The organism is Vibrio halioticoli NBRC 102217, from assembly GCF_000496695.1.
In the GTDB taxonomy this organism is placed as follows: Bacteria; Pseudomonadota; Gammaproteobacteria; order Enterobacterales; family Vibrionaceae; genus Vibrio; species Vibrio halioticoli.
Genome location: NZ_BAUJ01000080.1, coordinates 1 through 17,715, shown reverse-complemented (window position 1 = coordinate 17,715; position 17,715 = coordinate 1). Strand labels below are relative to the sequence as shown.

The window sequence follows — 17,715 nt, the reverse complement described above, 5'->3', positions numbered from 1 at the left end:
TCCCAAAAAAGAATGGCAAACTTCGACCTCTGGGCATTCCATGCATGATAGATAGAGCACAACAAGCACTACACCTATTATCGCTAGAGCCCATATCAGAAACAATTGCCGACCCTAATAGTTATGGCTTTAGAGCAAATCGTAGCACGGCTGACGCTGTCGACCAGTGCTTCAAGTGTTTAGCTTTAAAGAAATCGGCTAAATGGGTTCTTGAAGGAGATATTAAAGCTTGCTTCGACAAAGTCGGGCATCAATGGCTTATGGATAACATTGCCATGGATAAACGAATGCTGGAGCAGTGGCTAAAGTCTGGATTTGTAGATAAAGGGCTATTTTACGACACCGATGAAGGCACACCGCAAGGCGGGATCATTTCCCCAACCTTGATGTTGATGACGTTATCGGGGCTCGAACAGCGCGTTAAGTCTACCGCTCTTATGAAAGGATCAAGAGCCAACTTTATTGGTTACGCCGACGATTTCGTCGTCACTTGCGCTTCAAAGGAAGTGCTCGAGAACGATATCAAACCGTTGATTGCTGATTTCTTAGCGGAAAGAGGCTTAACATTATCCGAAGAGAAAACGCACATTACTCATATCAACGATGGCTTTGACTTTCTTGGGTTCAACCATAGGAAGTATAAAGGAAAACTGCTCATTAAGCCGAGTAAATCCAATACGTTGATGTTCTTAAGCAACCTGCGTGAACTCATCAAAAAGCACGTAACCCTTCCAGTGAATGATCTTATCAAACTGATAAATCCGAAACTCAGGGGATGGTCGAACTATTATCGACACTGCGTGGCTAAACAGGTATTCGGATATATAGGTCACAAGCTATTCCATACGTTATGGCACTGGGCTAAAAGGCGTCATCCAACAAAGTCTAAAACTTGGATCGCCCTAAAATACTTCATCAACCGAAAAGGCCAGTGGCAGTTTCACGGTTGGCGGAAGATCATGGATATGGATTGCCAGTTCAATCTCTTCCAAATAGCCAAAGTGCCAATAGAAAGGCATGTAAAAATCCGAAGTGCAGTGACACCATTTGACCCTCAATACCAAGAATACTTGGCTAAAAGGAAGTCAAAAAGGCTAGCTCGTAACTCTTGGAACGAACCTGCTCCGACTGCTTTATAAGTTGCTGGGTATCATTTGATGCCTTTGTGGAGGCTTGAGCCTAGTGCAGTGAAAGTTGCACGCTGGGTTCTTAGGGAGACGGCACTTGGTAACAAGTGTCGTCCACCCGACAAAGACGTGCTTGCTATAGTCGGTTCACATACCTCTGCCGAGTGAACTAGCAGAGGAAAAATAACAAACTTTATTGTAAATGATCAGACTTTATTGGAATCGAACAAACTATATTGTCTTCCGACAATTGGCAGAGGTTTATTAAAAAGTGTGAGAATTTGAAAGAGCTGAAGGGCGGAGAATTACGTTTTGCAGCGTTAAAAAAATTGTTCACATCGAACAATACGGAAGTTCCCGTGCAACTTCCGTTAGTATTATAGCTATTGTTCTTTCTGGATAAATTGAACTTGAAACTTAGCAACGCCGCGCTTTTTCAATTGTTGTGCAAGTCGATCTAGACGCTTCCAACTTCTTAGTTCGTCAATTCTAGTGTGGCGGATAGCGTATGCCACTTGTTTTTCGGAATTGATACCAACTACATTAAACTCGTTGATGTGACTTGTGGATTCCTGCACAATCAGATCTGTAATGCCTCCCGATTCTGTTAAACGGAAAAAATCACCTTCTTTAACTGTTTTAAATTTCATACACCACTCATTTTGTCATAATGATGGCCTCATAATATCATTACAGTGACTACTAAACAGGTAATTTGAACTGCCTACTCATATAAATAAAGCCTCCTTCTTAATATCCGCCCAAATTACAGGCGATAGAACGCTGTAGATTCTTGATAGTGAACTTGCTTTTTTCCATCCAAGAATAAACTGTGATGCTTTGGCAGCTCTCTTACTTGTTGTAAGGTTTTGTCTAGATCAGACTTTGACTTGATGTTCAGTAGGTGCTCAATATCTCTTGGCTTAGGCCCGTTGAGCCTATGGCAAATCCACGCCTCCATATAGTCGCGGTAATTTACTTCATTGGTTTGGAAGTGATCTAATCCCTGCGTACTCAATATAAACCCTGTTCCAAACTCCCTACCTTCTTTAAGGATTTTCTTTAAACTCAGATATTTATATCGCATCAAATTGTCTGCTTCATCAACCAGTATCAATTTTTTTAGCGCACGGTGCTGGCCATCCACTGTGGGTTTTGGTGATTGTTGCATTTGAACGTAGAACTGATCGAGCAGCAACGAGACAATGAGTGACTGAAGGGATGAATCCAACCCTCCAAGTTCTATTACGACAACTTGATTATCTAGCAGCTCAAACAGTGGTTTGCATTTGCGAGGGTTCGGCTCGAATATTTCAAAATCTTCAATATCGGCCATAGCAGAAGTTAAACTATCAGAAGGTATCTTGTCTTGTGACATATAAGCACTGCATACCTCTTGAAGTGTCGGTGGAGTGCCTTTCAATGTGTTTAAATTGTCTTTATCAAAGTTTCTACGTTCATAGGCTTTCAATATCATCGTCTTGAGTAGTTGTTCTTGTTTTACACCCAAATTAAAAGAACTACTGAGTGAGCTGATAATGACTTTAGCTGTATTGATAATGCTTCGTTTATCAAACGTGTAGAGCGACAGAGGATTAATAGGTAAGTTGTTCGCAGGTAGCACGAGTGCGCCTGTTTTCTTCACGAACTCTAGGTCGGAGTAGTCTGATTTATAATCAAAGATCAGCAAACCAAGTGATTCACCACCCGTATTATTCGCTCGTTGACGCACCATTTGAGTGATAATGCTTTTTACTGTTTGGGTTTTACCCGTTCCCATTGTTCCACAGACTGCCAAATTTGGACTCATGTATTGGGCTGTATTCGTTGGTGTCCAAAATAACTTACCAGAATTAGAGCCATCTTTTCCAACGCCGACTTCAATTGTAATATCTGTACCGGTCTTTTGGCTGGGAATATTCATTTTAGGTATGCCCGGTGCCTTAGTTGTACTTTTGTTGATTGGTTCGGTCGAAGTGGAACTTTTTTTAGCTTGCGAGCCGCCGGTAATATCCGGGCTTATTTCTGTTGTTGTCTTAGGACTAGGGGTAGATTTGATTCGCGGCTTGGCTGGTAAATTAGCTGGTATAACGTTATCTAGCAGAGATTTATCTACTTTCGTTTTTCTAATAGTAAAAGCCAAATTGTTATCAAGTGCATCCATGAGTTCATCGGGAATAATTAAAACTTTCTTCGGGCGAGTGAGTGCCACGTACAGTAAGTTAATTTCAGCTTCATCGAGCGGTTTACCTTTTGAAAAGGCAGTAATGGTAGCTCTGAAGTCGTCTGAGAGCATCACTACATCATGTTCCAAACCTTTAGACCCATGCGCCGTTGATAACTGTACTACGGCTTTGCTTTGAGGAATGTTCATCGACCATTGCAACGCATCGTGAAGACTTCTAGCTTTCTCGTAGTCACTTTCAATCAACTCACCAAATAATTGAGTCTCATTGTCTTTTTCGTTGAGCAGTAAATGCTCTAAAGATTTGTATTTCTGATGTGCTACTAGAACACTCTCTTGTCCCGCAGCCAAACGCATCATGCTATTGAGTTTTCGTAGACTGAACTCTGCTTTATTTGATAAGAAAGCGGCGGGTATTTGCGCTTGATGACACGACAAAAGCACTTCCAGTAAAGAAGCATTCGTGTGTGAGATATACAAGAACTGTTCAGCACCATTGTACTTTGAACCCAACACCACCTGAGTATCAAATCCAACACCTTTGATACTTATTTTGGGATCGGTATGCTTTAAAACCTTAGTGGCCAAGTCTGCCACTTTCTGACCAAAACGGAAGGAATGAGAGAGCTGAAAACCCTCATATGGAATTAGATCCATTGCATTTATCCCGCCACGGAATTGATAAATACTTTGGTACTTATCTCCGACAAAAATTTGTTGGCACTGTTGTTTTAGTATCACACTGAGTAGTAGTGGATTTGCATCTTGGGCTTCATCAAACATGATGTAGTCATATGCAATTTTAGGGTTAGAAAGTTGCCATACTTTTAAATAACAGTCGTGTGTTGCTGGACACTTACTACGTGGATCAAACATTTGTCTAATTAGAACTTTACTCACTTCTATTAACTCAGAATAAAGTTTATTACGCTCTTTAGCTTGAATGACTTTCTTTTTTACTAGCTGATCAATAGCCTTAATTGCGGTACTAGGAAGATGTTGTGGTGCAATTTCAGTTGAAGCAGTAAGGCAATATTTATCAATTGTACTCAAAATATACTTGCAAACTTTACTTTCATTCAATAACTGACATAGATTGGAATTTGTGGACAATTCAGAATATTTGATAACTGTGGATTGTGAATGTTTTACACCGACTTTCTTTATGAAGTTGTTTTTATCTTGAACCGGGAAGCTATTTAAAGCAAAAGAGTGTGAAGTATAAATATGGACATTATGACCCGAAAACAACTTGCGAGCTTCTTGTTCTAGCGATTTGTTGTAGCAGATATATAACCCTGTCTTACCTGTATGGTATTTTTCAACAGCACGAAGAACCGTGCTTTTACCCGAACCTGCATAAGCGTAGGCTTTGACATTTTCACCAGAAATTACCGCTTCAATAAAGTCATTCATTTCTGGTGTGAGATTATGCTTTCCAATTGTTCTTTCTTTAGTGGTCATAATTTAAATCCTTTACATTAGTGACTCTTTAATTTTCGCAATGCTTCTTGTTGTAACGTTAACTCGCTCTCTACAAGGCAATGCGAGTAAAGGTGTTTTGTCATTTTTTGTTGCAAGCAGGATGTTTTGATGTGCTTTCATTAGCAATTTTAATTTATTTCTTATTGGGCCAAGACCAAACTCAACTTGCTCAATGAGTTCTACCTCCCAATCATCAGCATATTTAAAATTAGACTTTGAATATATGTTATTTCTAGGCACAGCTATGGATTTGCTCAGTCTTATGGTTTTGTCACCGTTCCTTACGAACTGCACCCTAAACCATCTTGATCTAAATGCGACTCCGCTAAACTCCAATGAAAGAGAATAATTCGTGTATTCACGATTAGATTTATTATTAACTCGTTGAACCTCCCGTTTCGCAACCTTTGTCATCCAAAATTCCAAATAGAACTTTGCTTCATCATAGAGTTTATCAATTTCATTATATATTGCTGTCTGTATCTCTTGCATACTGCCGCCCTTGATGGAGTCCCCTACTACAAGATTAGACTAAGCAGTAAATTTTCCAAAATTACTACTTAACAAATGTAGTAACCAATTCTCAGGTTTTTTGGTTCTACTTAGTTCAGTACCAATTCACATGATAATTGGTTGTAGTACCAAAAGCCCTGTATAAAGTTCTGTTGTATATCACTTTGATTTAACATAATTATTCTGTGAGTTTTTTCATTTGTGTATTTTCTCTAGGATCTAATATTTTAGTAAATAGCCCATAAATAACTCCAAGATATAGTTTAAAAACAAGAGGATTTCGGACATTCTAAACATGGTTTATACTTAACTTAGTAATTGCTTTAAATGAAAGGATTAATACAATGAGTAATTGGTTGTTTTTTAATTATAATAACTGGAAAGTTTTATTACCAATGGGGTTGATTATAGTTTTTACAGGCATGATTTTTGGTTTTTCTATTCTTGATTTTATTGTATTTATAGTAATCATTTTTCACTATGTATTCTGTTATGGCTTACCAAAATCAAGAGCTAACAACAAGTCGGATGCTGATAAACCAATCAAGATTAGAAGGTAGCTGATATGTTTTTTTGGATGATCGTTTTTTATTGTTTCTTTATTTATTGCGCGAGACTGCACGGACACTTGGAATACACTGGTGGAAATGAGGTAAATAGTAAAGTGGATAAAGAGTTGTTTGATGATATGGATAAGTCAACTGAATACTACGCAGATCCAAGTTGGAGTGATTTACCTGACAATATATACCATAAAGATAATAGATAAAAAGGGAGGCGAACCTCCCTTTTTTATTCAATGAAAAAATTATCTAGGTATTTCGTTGGGATCGTGTTCATTAGGTGGCAGTAACTCATTGCTATCACTTTCTTCTTTACTAGATGTATCGAAGTTAAATCCAATACTATTTAGTATTTCTTTCGCCTCCCCTTTTACATCATCAACAAAATCATAAAAGGCTGCTTCAGCGGTCGTTCTTGAAGGATTGTAATAACCTTCTTCCTCAAGATACTGCATTAAATTATCATGTACTTTTAATGCTGTGCCACCTGGATCTGTATCATTTAAGGCATTATAAACAGCTCTTGCTTCTGAATCGCTGAACGCATCTTTACCAAGAATGGCATTAGCCTTACTTTCAAATTCTTGAGCTTCTTTTTCTACGTGCTCTTTATTATCAACAAGGTGTTGGTTGTGTTCAAAATCTTTACTTAAATGCGTAATGTCTGCGTCTGATACACCTTTTTGAATATCATTAACGGGTTGTTCAAATCCACGATTTAATACATTAGATTCCACATTATTTTGTGGCGTATTATCAGGGTTGCTCCACACGCTTTCTGCAATACTCGATAGATCGCCGTTGTAGTTTGCGGTAGCTGTTAGTGCTGCTAAACGAGCAGTTTTGGAGTCCATGCCACGTTCACCACCATATTCCGCTTCTTTCTCTCGGAAGTATTTATAAGCGTTTGGATCATCATTTCTCAGTTCATTGATAGCTGAGTTCATGCGACCATCTATACCATCTTCATGCGCTTTCTGGTGTAGAGCTGTCATCATATCAGCATTACTCAGTGAGAAAGTTTGCTCCATAGATTTTGCACTTTCATAAGTGTCACTGGCACTGACTTTCTCTTGGTACGCATTTTCAGCTTTAGCGATAGATTGGTCCATGTAGCTGTTGCCTGTAGATACTCTCTCGCTGTTCTGATCCATGTAGTTTTGAGCATGATTGAATGAGGCTTGAATACCGCTTGAGGCCGTACCCGACACAATTTCAGAGAACGCTTCACTTTCTGACTTCGATAAACCTTCAGTAAATCTACTTGCTTGTTCGTAACCGCCTCCAAAGCCACCAGATCCTGTTCTCGCGGCCATTGCTAAACTCCCAACTAAATTTGACGCTGATTCCTTATTGAAACCGTACTGCTCCATGAGCTGAGTTTGCATACTCGAAGCCCAATTCTGTGTTTCTGCGGTAGAGCTGATTACGCTCTGCCCCATCGACTGAACTTGATCAGTGGTATAGCTTTGCCCTTGTGAGTTTGTCACCATCTGGCCAACAGCTTGAGAGTAGGCTTCTTGTGTCTCGCTTGCTTGACGTTCTGCCGTTGAAACACTGCTTTTTAAGTTGTGACCTTGCGCTATCGATCCTATTTCTGTTCGAGCCGCTTCACTCGAAACATTACCATGCTGATCTAGTCGTCCCGTATTGCGCCACCCCATATCGACCATAGCACCGCCTTGACTTGTTATATCAGGCATTGAATCTGTGTCTTTAGGTGTCACAGCCGCTTGTTTTATTGCACCAAACATAGCCATTGCTGAACCCGTAACAAGAGCCATAGCCATTGCAGGAACGATAGTAGCGGAAATCATCCCACCTAGTCCCATTAACTCTTTTGCCTTGTCTGTCATCGCATACACGAACTCTCTTGAGCCAATATCGTATTGCGCAGCAATCATGGCACTGTAGTTAGTAAGATCATGGATAATGATACTTTGTGTTACTACAAGCATTACGGGTATTAATTGTATAACAGCGAGTAGCTGCAAATAGAGCAACATAACTTTGCTACCTGTTGCGCCTGTTAATACCATAAGCCCGATAAATGGAGCGAGTGCATAGATAAGACATTCCAAGATTGCGAGTAATTTATCTACGATTTGAACCCACATTTCCCCTTGCAGTGTCCATGCGTAATCACGTTGCTGAATTGAGCTGTTGAGGTTTTCAGCTAGATCAGACGACCCCATACGATGATAAAATGCCAATTCACCACCGTCAGCTGCTTTGTTGATATAAAGTGACGCAAGAAAATCACGAGAACGGCTTGAGTCAATCTGTATAGCTTCAAGCGCATCCGATGTTCTAATTAGACCGTCCTCTCCTGCTCTAACTCCCGCCGCTACATTATTTGCAGTTACGATATTTTCAAAGGTAGGCCCATCAAACGCTGTTTTAATATAACCATACGCTTCGGAACAGGTAACGGTTTTTTGCTGTCCTATGCCGTCTACAATCAAGGTTGTATGAGCGCGAGAATCAAATTCAATAGCATCTAAGCGATTATCTTCACGCATTTTTAGGTATTCATTGTCTCTTGTTGCTTTGACCATTGCGCATTCTGAATAATAAGCTCGTAGCGATTGACATAGGTTTATATTCGCTTCTGTACTGGCTACCTCACCTGCGGGGCAATTTAGCATAGATGCTTCACGGTAAGAGGCTATTACTTTCAATGGTGCGAGATAGCCGTTAGCGGATACATTAGCAAGATCATTAGGGCCACCAAATGCAATTTCAGATGTTTCTACAAGATAAAGACCTATTGAACTAATTAATGATGCAGGTACAGCAATTGCGGCTGGTATATTATCAATTTGGGATACCGTGCCATCGTAACGATTTTCGATAGACACACTAACGAGTGTATTAAATCCCATCACATAAATGACAATCCCCGCAAGTAGTCTGCCATAAGGCAGTTCAGGTTTTGCGCTGAGTAAACTATGTAATGAACTGCCTACCACAACAAAAATAGCGACAGCAATTACCGCCGCTGTGTATCCCCCATCGGCAAAAATGGAGGCTATAGCGTTGAAAACCATGTTTAGGGTTCTAACGTCACCAAAGCTCACAATATCCCAAACCATAATTTAATTACCTTGTGTGTCTTTACGTTGTCCGTCAGAGAAATCAAGTGAATCCAGTGTCACCATAAGAGACTCGACCGGTATCTGTTTACTCAAGCGGTTGTATTCTTCAATATAAGCATCCCTACTCTCTTTGAATGTTGCTAGAGCTAATTTTTTAGCTGATTGAAGTGAAGTGTCATTTTCTGAATTTTTGATAGCTGATTCGGCGGCATCTATATAGTTAAGGATTTGCACGATGGCAGTATCTAGAGCCATTCTTGATGAACACAGGTTGACAATCTGAAGACGAATAGTTGTGTTTGAATTGGCCATTGATGCTTGATAAAGTTTTTGCATACACTTGCTACCGACAATGGTTGTGACACTTAATGTAGCCTTCGCCTGTTCTGTCCACTCTTGATTTGTTGTTAGTGCAGTGTCCATATCTATTAAAGAGTTATAGACACGATTATGAAGACCAATATCAGTGATGGTTTTATTGGGTTGCATTGGAGGATTCAAACAGCCGTCTATCTCGTTCGTATCACATTCGTAAACAAGGTACTCTCCCCCACTCACCAGATCGGCAAGTTTAACTCCGTGTCCTTTGTAGACTTGCGTCTGAGGTATTGAATCGGCTTGCGATGATGTGTCACTGATTACTACTGTCCCTGTAATGGTCATCATTAACTCAAGAAAATCATCATCAGCACCATAGACACTTTTAATTTCCCCGTTATTAAATGCTCGCCAAGCAATATTGCCTGTGATCTGCGTTTTATATTCATCGGGATTTGAGGTTTTTATTGTATTGCTTGCCGACTTACCTTCCGTGCCAATCCATGACCAAGCAGCGTTAATATCATCCATTACGCCTGTGTTTACTCCCATTGCTTTTGCGCTTGCATCAGCTTGTTTGCCTGTAGCAAAGTCAGCAGTGGCATTAACTAAACCTTCAGCCATGTTACAGCTATCAATGTTCATGCTATTGATGGCTTGCGCGGTTTTTTCTAGTGAAGTCATGACTTGTTCACATGATGGACAGGCTGATTGAATTGCAAGTTTTACACCATAACCTAAAGCGTTTGCTCCAACAGCTTGAAAGGTTTGAACGAACTGATCCGCATTGATATAGCTAAAACTACCACCGTATAAATCAATACCCCCGCAACCCGCTTGGATAGAGGGAGCAGTAGCAGAGGCTATATTTGCTCTTTTTGTGGGTACTTTTATGAATATTTGTCCTCCACTTAGCACCCCACGCCTAGCGGTGTCATAAGAGGCAGGTTCGGTCGAATTCATCAGTGCATTAAATGCATCATCCATTTTGTCATTAATTGAACTGGCCATTACAGAAGTAGAAGTAACAGCAGACGCAAAGAGCAACGTTGTAATAATGTTTAATTTCGATAATTGCATGTTACTGTCCTCCTAGAGAGTCGTAGTAGAACTCTTGAAATTCTTGTGGTGCATCGCTTGGAAACGGAAACTGGCTATATTCGCCACTAACGGATTGATACAGACCTGAACTACGAGTTTGTTCAACATCTTGTTCAGAGATCAATTCAGAACGTTCCGCCGCATAAATGATTCGATTTTGTAATTGATTGAGAGATTGAAGCCCTTGAGCAATTAGCTCAAAGCGGTTGTTTTGTGGATTAAAGAGGTAAGTTGCGGGTACTTGAACAACACCTAAATGTTGCGCTTGGCCTGTGTCTGTCAAAAATTCTGGCCAAGGTGATTGCGGTAAAGGCTGACCATCTAGCGATACCGCTTTGATAGCAAAATTAAATTCTCGCTCTAGACCTGCGAGTAAAGGTGCTTGCTGTGAGCAAAATGAGCAATCAGAACGGTAAAAAAAGTAGATACCTGTTTGTTGGCCAATATGATGCAGTAGTTGAGCGCGATTTTTTGACGCTTCCATATTCATACTGCGCATACCAAAATTAGCGGTTGGTCTCTGAGTCGCACTATCTAAGAATGGATCTTCATAAACGGCTTTTTGGCGTTGATACGCAAAGGCAGTGGCTCTGTCTCGCATGAACTTTTCAAGGTACAAGTAATTACGCATTGCCTGTTCGTCATACGGATTATCAATGGCGGCATCACGGTACTTTTCAAAGTTTTCTCGAAACCACTTGGTTGAAAGTGGTTTTTCTTCAGGCTGTTGAGATTTGGGTATAACAGTAGGTTGAATCTCTTTTAATAGTTTCTCTTTAAATTTTTCTTTTTCTTCTACTGGTAATTGTTCGTACCAAAACCAACCACGCTCAGCGTCATCATAAAATTCTGGTTCACTTTGCTGTTCTATTTGTCCAATGGCGACTGTCGAGAACAGTAGGCCCGATAGTATGAATATATTATTTGCTTTCCTTAACATATAACGTGTTCCTTTCTTAAACTTACTTCAATGAACAAAGGCTAAGGGTTATTTTCCTTACCTTTATTCACTCATATTATTTTTATTTCCAAAATCGAAGGTGGTAGCAGGTGCTACCCGCACTCAATAAAAATTGAGTACGGGCTACCTGTATTGTTAAATTTCAGTAGAACCGACAAAACATTGTCCTATTAGCGCGTCAGCTCCGCAGAACTCCCACTGTTGAGGGAAACATTCAGCTAAGTCACATAGTGTTTCGTGTGACCAACCGCCCTTTGGTGGTGTATAGCGACCAAGAAGTTGCCCTTCTAGGCTAATAATCAGTAGTGTTTCATGCTGATTATTAGCCAGTAGATCAGGTTCTTTTGGATTCACTATGTCAGTAATAAACGTCAGCATTATGCAATCGCCTTTTGCCATAGATACAAGTGATGTGGAGGAAAATGGTTTTCGCCATGTTCAGCAAGCTCATCGTTCCAATCCACGCTTTTGCGATTTCCTAGTTCACTTGATGGATACATAATGGTGCATTCAACACCTTGTTCCGCCATGCGCTCTAAGAGTTCTACAGCTGAGTCATATCCTGCACGTTTGCCGTTTTTTTCACGATCCTTATCCGCCCAAATGAAGATGTGATTAATATCTTTTGGAGGGTTAAATTTCGCTAGTAACGTACTACTAATACAAGGCCAGACAGGTTCATGTTTGACTTGCATTACGCTTAACGCAGTTTCGATCCCTTCTGTAATATGTAGATAATTACTTTGTGGGATACCTAACTGTATTGATCCGCCTGATAACATTCGGTCTTCACACGATGTTGTCAGTTTCTTGGATGCAACAGCTTCACCTTTCCGAGACAATTTGAGCTTATGCCCGGTTTTGTCGAGATAGGTTCTGTGCAAACAAGCTGGATTTCCATCTTCATATCTCACCATTGTTACTAATGCGGGATACGAGCCGATTTTCACATTGTCGTGATACAGCTCTAAAGACGGATGAAAGCGTATTGTTTTACTTAGACCATGCAGATTAAGTTGCTTTAAATCTAGACTGCGTGAGTTCAAGTAAATACGTGCTAACTTCGCTTTTGGTGAAGTTAAGTCAATGGTGCTAGACCATACTTTTCTTAAATAAGCTCTGCATTTCCCCAAGTGTTTATCAGTGCTTGTAGCCTGAGTTTTTGAGTAGTTAGCTGAGCGAACAGGTGCTTTCGGTGTGTAATCTTGGCGTTGTGAGTTATTCATACCAAGAAATTCACTTACAGCCTTTAGTGTTGTTATAAAATCACAATCCCAAAGCCACATAAGCAATTCAAAACCATTTGGCTTTGCACCGTCAGCGTTAGAAATACCGCCACCTGTTGTATTTGAATCTTTAAACAGCCTAAAACCATCTTTGCCGCCATTGACGGGGCAAGGGCCGTGTTTTGGGCATCGTTTAATTGCATCATTTAACGAAGGTGCGAGTGTAGTAAATATTTCAAACCAACGGCCATTTGCAGCTTGTTTGACCTGTTTAAAATAGTCATTAGAGTGTGTCATAAATACCTCCACGTAAGGTTTGTTCGATCAACCAACGTAGGTAACAACCATTTAGATTGTTGCCATCACAACAATTAATAAAAGAAAAAGGATTTTTGGTGTCATTACTACAAATCCATTCCTTAGCTTCTCGTTGCATTTTTTCTGACTTTCTTCCATCTTTGAGGTCTTCAATCGCTTGAATAATCATCGACTTCTGAAGCAAAATAATGTCTTTGGTTGACCATATTTCGGTATGTAACGTTTGCTCAGAATGAGCATGGCGTGTAGTTGCGTTTTTCATACTTCTCTCTCCGTTGTTCCCATAGGGGCTTTTCAAAACCCGCAGGAACAGGCTTGGAAAAGCCCCTATGAACAGAGAGTCAAACGCGACTATTCAGTAATTTTCGTCCCGTAAAATTGCAAGGCGTAGGACACAGTGCCAAGCCAAATTAGAGAGAAAACAGTCAGTAGGATGTAGAACATGTAGTACCTCATAAAATAAAGGGACTACCCCTACAGGGGTAAGTCCCTGAAGGGTTCAAGAAGTGGTCAGTTAGATATTGTTTACCATGCGCCGTACTAGGGTTCGTAGGTGGTGAATATCTAAACAATTGTTGGATGCACACAAGCGAGCACAAAAAGGATGTTCTTCATTGCTGAATAACCAATCCCAAGCCTCTTGGCGCATTTTCTTTGACCGCCGATGATCCTTTATCTCATTAAGAGCTTGTACGATCATGGCGTGTTGGATTGCAAAAATTTCAGTGTCTTCCCAAATCGCCCAAAACTCAGTTGATGAGTCAAGCACGAAAGGAAATAACCGATCCTGATCAGGATTTGTAGTTTTTGTCCTCCAAAGTTTTCTTAACATGATGTTTGCCTCTAAAAAAAGGGCAAACATCAACCCCGTTAGGGCAATTGTTTGCCCTTGTGGGTGGTGTGATAGTTCTCAGCTGATAAGTAAATTTTTAGCAACTTTGAACATCTCTTTTTTGAGTTGGTTAAGGTCTGAAATGAACAATGCGTTACGAAAATACTGATAAAACTCAGATTTATCGCGTGCAATATCACCAATCGCAATACCAATTACGATGATGCCGTTTAACTCAGCTTTTCTAACCAGATTGATTAAAGAAGTACGCTGTTCGTAATCTGGATAACCATCGGTAATGATCATTACTACTTTGCGATCTTTTTTACTCATAATCACTTTTTTCAAACTGTGCCATAACGCACTTGCTGTTGGTGTGCTATAACCTTCACCATCAACACGCCATAGGCGTTCGGGTAGGCTTTTAACAGATTCACCTTCACTAAGTAGTTCAATGACACTGTTTCCACTATTGCTAGTTGGAAAAGCACTTGCCGTTACTGATACACCGTTAAGTTTATTTAAAGCCATAGACAGTGCAACTTGTGCTTCCTTAGCAACATCTAAGTAGGTGTCACCATTCGCACAGACGTGATCCATTGAGCCTGAATTATCAATAGATATTTCAACAATGGTATCAATTACCGCTTTTTGTGCTTTAGAGCGAAACAAACGAGGATCGCCCACAGCAGCTCTATACAACACGCGACTGTTAAGGTTTCTACCTGACGTTTTCGTTCGACATTTAACCTTCAATTCTTCTTGCACAATACCTTGCAGTCTGGAAGTAAGATTGTTGGAGGTTTGTTTTACTCGGCTTGTAAGAATTTTACCGTAGCGTGTATTACCTGATTCCATTTTATAGCAATCGGGCATACCTACTTCGATAGCGGGTTCATTAGCGTGAGCCAATGTCTCCATACTCTGAACAAAGTCAGCCATATCATCTTTCACATCTTCGTCACGAGCAGTCAGCGCACTAGCTATGGCAAAATTCACATCTTCAGAAGATGGTTCTTGTCTTTCGCTAGGTGTTGATTGCGGTGCTTCAGAACCAGAGTGAGTAAATTCATCCTGGTCAGAATCAGAAATATCATCATCTGTTGTGCTAGTCGAACTATCAGAAGATTGAGTATCACTACTCTCTTGTTCCGAATGTTCGCTATCCAAACTTTTATCGCTGGCCGATTGTGAATCATCACCATTACTGGCTTGGTCATCACTAGAGGTATCGTTAGTTTCTTCTGAAGCATCAGAATTGCTATCGCTATTACTGTTGCTGTCGTCTGAAGCATCGTTAGAGTCTTGATTTGAGTCATCGTTAGAATCTTCAGATTCAAGCTCAGGTTCAGGTTCAAAATCTTCAAGTAACGTTGTAACGGCTTGTGCTAAGTTAAGTGCGGCCCTAGAAGACTCCAATTTTGGTAATTTAGGTAGAATCAAAGCATCAAGATCACTTTGAAACTTCCAACCAAAAGTATCAAACAATGCATCTTCAGCCGCATCTAAATACTCCTGAAGGTGTAATTGTTCTCTGAACTTCACGCGGCAGGTAAAGAGTAGATAATCACAAAGGATTGAAACAGGTTCAGATTCCTTTGTTACTACAGGCCGATTACCTTCTGCTTGGCGATTAATCCATATCTGATCTAGCCATTTTCGAGTGCCAATCATGTATTCAATCATGGCTTTCTCTATGCGTAAATCTTCAAATATGTTGTGCATCGCCTTTCTTAAAGGGTTAGTCATCATTTCCGCAGGACTAATACCTTTAAAACTATTGAATTTAATATGAGCCGCTTCATGACTCATAAATCCAAGCACTGCATCCTTTTCTTCTTTGCTTGTCACATTGAAGTTAGGGATGTTAATGGTTGTACCATTTGTCCATGCCTGATCACCGTTTACTGAAATATGGATACCGAGCTTGTCACCAAGTCCAGCACCGATCAGTGGTAGTGAGTTCTTTAAAAGTTGAGTTTGTTTATTCATAAGTTTGCTCCAAATAGCGAGCAAACAACTACCCCATTGGGTAATGTTTACCCGCAGGGTTGAAATAACAAATACGCTCTAAATGAGCGAAATAAAAAGACCGACAAAACCGAGCAGAGCACCCAAGACAGCGAAGCGCATTGAGAGTCGTACAGTTAAGTCAGAGTGAGTTAGCAGCCAGATAAGGCATTTCAGAAGTGATGCTTTCTTGATGGTAATAGACTGACCAGAACCATAATTGGCTTCTAAGTCGCTAATAGCATCGTAATCAATAGCAATAGAGTGTTTGTTTAATCCAGAAATTGAGCCTGAATTTCCCATTACATACCTAATTGTCCAATTGCCGTTTGACGCAGTGATCAGCATTGGCGTTCTCCGAGGAAAACGTTTTTTTCCAATGTGAACATTAGCTAGACGAACAATAGAATGGTTTAGGCCCGAATCTTCAGGTGGTAATCGAAGAACGGTATCAATATTCATAAATCTACCTCTCTATAAGTAAAGGCAGATCGCCCTTACGGGTAATTTGCCCGTAGGGTTAAGCGGTGAAAACTACTAGATAGTAACCTTCATATCTGAAGAAGACATTGAAAGCACAGGCAGACCAAGATTTACAACTGGTAATGGCATATGCAAGTAAATGTCAGTGGCTTGTATTGCTGATGGTGTAATCAGTTCGCAAGTGATTGAGGGATCTATTCCAATTCCAATCGGATCTAAATCAAACTGACAGTTCTTAAACTTCAGCTCAGTAGCAACAACATCAGTATTCAACCGAAGGTGTACTTCACGAGGGTTTGAAGGACTGACAGAGTAAGCGTCAAAATTAAAAATATAACTTTGGCCAAGATCGTTGCGCACTTCTAAGTAACAATTATCTAGAGCACTAACTACTAGATCGGTTTTCGCTACAAAGTTCACGTAACTAAACGGTAGTATCATTTCCCCTAAGAGAAATTTTTGTTTTGCGGTAAGCATGGCGTTGCTCCATAAAAAAGAGCTACGCCCCATAGGGAAATAGCCCTATGGGTTGATCCTCTTATGAGGATATTCAGAAAGGTAAAAGAGAATGTGTGGTGTTGTCTCTTTCGGAAGCTAGGCTTCACTATGCGGATTCTCCGCCAACAGATACGATTTCTCGTAACCACAAGCCTCTACATCGAGGCCATTTTGCCTAAGTTCAAAAGAACTTAGTACACAAAACATACTTCTAATATTAATACTTAGTTAGAAATATTCAATACTGTGCCATATAGCTTTATGTTCTATTTTGGGCTTTGATGAATAAATTTCTACTGTAGTGGACTAGTATATATTTAGCCATCTACATGACCAAGATCTCCTGAAGCAAGACCAATATACAAGTGCATGGCATTCAACTTTCCAATCCCTTCATCTTCAAGAATCAACTCAGTCATTAATATAAAGCTTTGGTGACTGCACCCGACTGGTAGATTAAATTCTCGCATTAACCCTTTTAACTGATTTTTTAGGGCCGTTTTTTGTTTAATCGCTTGCTCTCTCAACTTAAGCATAGATTGTGCTTGTTGCTGACTATTGGTTTTACCCGAGGCGAATTTGATATCAGGTAATTGAGAGGCTTGAATGATAGCCAAAGTATCACTCTTATCCGTTTTCTGATTTTGACGAATGGCAGAAACCAATCGTGATGAAATTAATCTTGATTGATGCCCGAAATCGGTTGCAAGTTGGTTCCAATAATTTGAACCGCCAGATGATTCAAACACAACTAAAAAGGGCTAAGTTTTGCTAAGTACTCACTAAATTGGCTCGGTGTCATTTTTTGATTAGAGTGCGCCTTTTTGTTTGCGTACACGCAAACTTGAATCTCTTTTGTTGCTAGATCAACGCCAATAATTAGGTTTTTCATAATTAGACTCCCTTAAACACTTTACTGTTCAGAATAGACTGAGTAGGTGGTGTAGATACCATCTCTCACTATAATCGGCAAGCCGATTCTCTAGGTGATTTGAGG

Annotated in this window: 17 protein-coding genes; 2 read left to right on the top strand and 15 right to left on the bottom strand. The window is 40.1% G+C overall.

The features are described 5' to 3' along the window. Positions 1-1,139, top strand: a 1,139-nt coding sequence (ltrA, locus tag VHA01S_RS16945) for a group II intron reverse transcriptase/maturase (protein WP_039971306.1), incomplete at its 5' end; no start/stop codon positions are given. Between the two features lie 371 nt (positions 1,140-1,510). Here the strand turns inward: ltrA and VHA01S_RS16940 are convergent. From VHA01S_RS16940 to mobI, 3 genes are all read right to left on the bottom strand, one after another. Continuing rightward, the gene (locus VHA01S_RS16940; RefSeq protein ID WP_023405568.1) at positions 1,511-1,777 is read right to left on the bottom strand and encodes a hypothetical protein; all 267 of its coding nucleotides are present in this window, start codon (positions 1,775-1,777) and stop codon (positions 1,511-1,513) included. 116 nt (positions 1,778-1,893) lie between these two features. Continuing rightward, a complete protein-coding gene (locus VHA01S_RS16935) occupies positions 1,894-4,776 on the bottom strand; it encodes a helicase HerA domain-containing protein (protein ID WP_023405567.1) in 2,883 nt (960 codons plus the stop codon). Between the two features lie 12 nt (positions 4,777-4,788). Next, positions 4,789-5,289: a conjugative transfer protein MobI(A/C) gene (gene mobI / locus VHA01S_RS16930; RefSeq protein ID WP_023405566.1), complete on the bottom strand. Its 501-nt coding sequence runs from the start codon at positions 5,287-5,289 to the stop codon at positions 4,789-4,791. 365 nt (positions 5,290-5,654) lie between these two features. Here mobI and VHA01S_RS16925 point away from each other — a divergent pair, with 365 nt between their 5' ends. Then, positions 5,655-5,870 carry an OadG family protein gene (locus tag VHA01S_RS16925; RefSeq protein ID WP_023405565.1) on the top strand — a complete coding sequence of 72 codons (216 nt, stop codon included), beginning with the start codon at positions 5,655-5,657 and terminating at the stop codon, positions 5,868-5,870. Positions 5,871-6,118: 248 nt separating this feature from the next. Here VHA01S_RS16925 and VHA01S_RS16915 read toward each other — a convergent pair whose 3' ends face one another. The 12 genes from VHA01S_RS16915 to VHA01S_RS18445 all read right to left on the bottom strand — a co-directional run bounded on the left by VHA01S_RS16915 (position 6,119) and on the right by VHA01S_RS18445 (position 17,610). After that, complete coding sequence (locus VHA01S_RS16915) at positions 6,119-8,968, bottom strand: conjugal transfer protein TraG N-terminal domain-containing protein (RefSeq protein ID WP_023405563.1); 2,850 nt, start codon at positions 8,966-8,968, stop codon at positions 6,119-6,121. A 3-nt stretch (positions 8,969-8,971) separates the two neighbouring features. Continuing rightward, positions 8,972-10,369: a conjugal transfer protein TraH gene (locus VHA01S_RS16910; RefSeq protein ID WP_023405562.1), complete on the bottom strand. Its 1,398-nt coding sequence runs from the start codon at positions 10,367-10,369 to the stop codon at positions 8,972-8,974. Between the two features lies 1 nt (position 10,370). Continuing rightward, positions 10,371-11,330, bottom strand: a complete 960-nt coding sequence (gene traF / locus VHA01S_RS16905; RefSeq protein WP_023405561.1) for a conjugal transfer protein TraF — start codon at positions 11,328-11,330, stop codon at positions 10,371-10,373. 156 nt (positions 11,331-11,486) lie between these two features. Further along, entirely contained in the window at positions 11,487-11,729 is a 243-nt protein-coding gene (locus VHA01S_RS16900) for a hypothetical protein (protein ID WP_023405560.1), read from the bottom strand. After that, positions 11,729-12,874 (bottom strand): DUF7146 domain-containing protein, encoded by a 1,146-nt coding sequence (locus VHA01S_RS16895; protein ID WP_023405559.1) that lies wholly within the window; start codon positions 12,872-12,874, stop codon positions 11,729-11,731. Before VHA01S_RS16895 ends, VHA01S_RS16900 begins: the two co-directional genes overlap by 1 nt. After that, the gene (locus VHA01S_RS16890) at positions 12,861-13,157 is read right to left on the bottom strand and encodes a hypothetical protein (protein ID WP_023405558.1); all 297 of its coding nucleotides are present in this window, start codon (positions 13,155-13,157) and stop codon (positions 12,861-12,863) included. Before VHA01S_RS16890 ends, VHA01S_RS16895 begins: the two co-directional genes overlap by 14 nt. Positions 13,158-13,409: 252 nt before the next feature. Beyond that, positions 13,410-13,727: a hypothetical protein gene (locus tag VHA01S_RS16885; RefSeq protein ID WP_156916981.1), complete on the bottom strand. Its 318-nt coding sequence runs from the start codon at positions 13,725-13,727 to the stop codon at positions 13,410-13,412. A 78-nt stretch (positions 13,728-13,805) separates the two neighbouring features. After that, positions 13,806-15,719 (bottom strand): VWA domain-containing protein, encoded by a 1,914-nt coding sequence (locus tag VHA01S_RS16880; protein ID WP_023405557.1) that lies wholly within the window; start codon positions 15,717-15,719, stop codon positions 13,806-13,808. 78 nt (positions 15,720-15,797) lie between these two features. Continuing rightward, a complete protein-coding gene (locus tag VHA01S_RS16875; RefSeq protein ID WP_023405556.1) occupies positions 15,798-16,199 on the bottom strand; it encodes a hypothetical protein in 402 nt (133 codons plus the stop codon). A gap of 75 nt (positions 16,200-16,274) precedes the next feature. Further along, positions 16,275-16,697, bottom strand: a complete 423-nt coding sequence (locus VHA01S_RS16870) for a hypothetical protein (protein ID WP_023405555.1) — start codon at positions 16,695-16,697, stop codon at positions 16,275-16,277. A gap of 338 nt (positions 16,698-17,035) precedes the next feature. Then, positions 17,036-17,467 carry an IS110 family transposase gene (locus VHA01S_RS16865; RefSeq protein ID WP_023405554.1) on the bottom strand — a complete coding sequence of 144 codons (432 nt, stop codon included), beginning with the start codon at positions 17,465-17,467 and terminating at the stop codon, positions 17,036-17,038. 2 nt (positions 17,468-17,469) lie between these two features. Further along, positions 17,470-17,610 (bottom strand): hypothetical protein, encoded by a 141-nt coding sequence (locus VHA01S_RS18445; RefSeq protein ID WP_023405553.1) that lies wholly within the window; start codon positions 17,608-17,610, stop codon positions 17,470-17,472. Between the last annotated feature and the right edge of the window lie 105 nt (positions 17,611-17,715).